Annotated in this window: 1 protein-coding gene and 1 pseudogene; both read right to left on the bottom strand. The window is 46.3% G+C overall.

What is annotated here, in order from left to right; genetic code table 11:
- Positions 1-210: 210 nt before the first annotated feature.
- Positions 211-561 (bottom strand): PBECR3 domain-containing polyvalent protein, encoded by a 351-nt coding sequence (locus EAO36_RS08150; protein ID WP_120955995.1) that lies wholly within the window; start codon positions 559-561, stop codon positions 211-213.
- A 19-nt stretch (positions 562-580) separates the two neighbouring features.
- Positions 581-1,849: pseudogene (locus EAO36_RS08145) on the bottom strand (hypothetical protein); the annotation flags it as partial.

Below are 1,849 nucleotides of genomic sequence, written 5' to 3'. Positions count from 1 at the left end.
CCCCCCCGCTACAATAGGGCGGATCGATACACACACAATCTATACAAGCATTAGGCAAGCCCTGCATAAAGCCTAACGCATCGGCGTGAAAGACTTGGTTAAGATAGGGGGTTAGCATGGGCAAAGCTCCTTAAGGGTGTATTCAGTTGGTTAATGTAGGATCGTTTGGTGGTGTGCACGATGCGTCTAAGCAGCACTAGTTCTTTGCAACTAGGGGGCGGCGCTATCTTTGGATAGTCGTATTTGCACACCATCTTTAAAGATGGACTCTGTTTCTAGTCTCCCGTTTCCTTTGTACATGGTTTTGAGCTTTAGTGTGTTGTTTTTCTGGCTAATAATTTCCACCGCAATAAAATACCCATTAATTTGTTTGCCAACAACTAAAGCCTTTTGATGGTCCTTAGTGTCCTCTATGCGCATTAAATCAGCATTGTTTATAATCTCCGGATAATGCGCTATATCCTCCCTTGTTATGGCGGCTTGCCCACTACTTTTAACCAAAGGCGCATTTGGCCCATGTCTTTTTTCAATGTGTTTTAACGCGTCCCCATCAAATAACATTTTAATCGGCTTATTGGGGTCAAAGCCTAGATGTTGGATAATTTTGGGGGTTTGTTAAATCCCCCACCCAAACCTTATCATTCTTGCGTCTTTTGACTTCTTCTAAAAATTCCTCCGTTAAGTCCTCCTTGGTGGCTTTGCGTGTGGGCGTGGTTTTGCTGATAAGCTCTAGGCGCGCATCTGCTTTTCCACTCCCTCCCCCCTGTGCGCTAGGGCTAGACTCTTCCACCCTAGGCTTTTTGTAATATCCAATACTGGTGGGGTAGAAGTGGCTAGGTTGCTCTAGGCTTAAGGGGAAGAGTTCTAGCTTGTATTGCCCATTAGGCAACTCTAGGCTAAGCATATGGTGCCCCTCTTCTAGGCTGTAAGTGCCCTCCTTGATGATTTTATCCACCGCTCTTAAAATCTTTTCTTTGTCTGTGTTGCCCACAAAGGGCTCCAATGCCGGCTTGCCCCAATAGTAAATATTGGCCTCTGTGTCCCTAACCCCCCGACCTGCCAATAAATCCACTAACCCCCTTTGGGTGTTGTTGCTTAGGGGCAACTGATAGCCTATGCCAATCGCGCCCAAGTCTGCTCTATAGTAAGCCCCGGACACTTGTCCGTGCTTTTTCTTGGCGATGAGCTCTAATGCCTCTAACCCCTTATCTCTGAACTCTGTAAAATCGTGCCCAAAGTGCTTGTAACCCTTGAGCTCTTTAAAAAGTTCCTCTTTAGCTAAGGGCGTGGAACTTAGAGGCTTTTTAGCCAAAAAGCTTAACTCTTGGTAAGTTTCATCCCCCGCCTTTTCAAGCTCTTTAGGGCTTAGATTCTTAAGATAATCCACCACGCGGGTTTTAGATTGCTTTTTAGGGTCCTGTGTTAATTTGCTCTTGATGGGCAAGTCCCCCACCACCTTGAAATCCTGCAACACCCACCTTCTAGGCTGGCTGGGGTCGTTGTTGTTGGTCCAATCAATGCGGGCTTTAAAATCCCAATCTTTGCCATTGTAGGTCTCTCTTAGGTTAAGCTCTACACTATTGCCATCAAGGTGGCTAAGTTGGCCTTCTTTGAGCGTGCGGTCAATGGCGTTAGCAATATGCGTGTTACGCCACTTCTTAAAGTCCTTTTGGGCTTGTATTTGGGCTTCTCTACCCACGGGCGTTAAAAACTCTTGGGGCTGGGTTTTAAAGGTTTCTAGCCCTTTAGATTCTTGGGCGATTCTGCCCGCATCCATGTATTTCTCCCCGCCATATTGGGTATATACATCAATGCCCCCAATTTCAGCGCGTCTATAAGCGTTTGCAAT

It is taken from the genome of Helicobacter mehlei (assembly GCF_003660265.1).
In the GTDB taxonomy this organism is placed as follows: Bacteria; Campylobacterota; Campylobacteria; order Campylobacterales; family Helicobacteraceae; genus Helicobacter; species Helicobacter mehlei.
This window is presented reverse-complemented; position numbering and strand designations above follow the sequence as displayed.

Coding starts and splice junctions, on each gene's coding strand:
- EAO36_RS08150 (WP_120955995.1), bottom strand. CDS start 561: ATGTTATTTGATGGGGACGCGTTAAAACACATTGAAAAAAGACATGGG.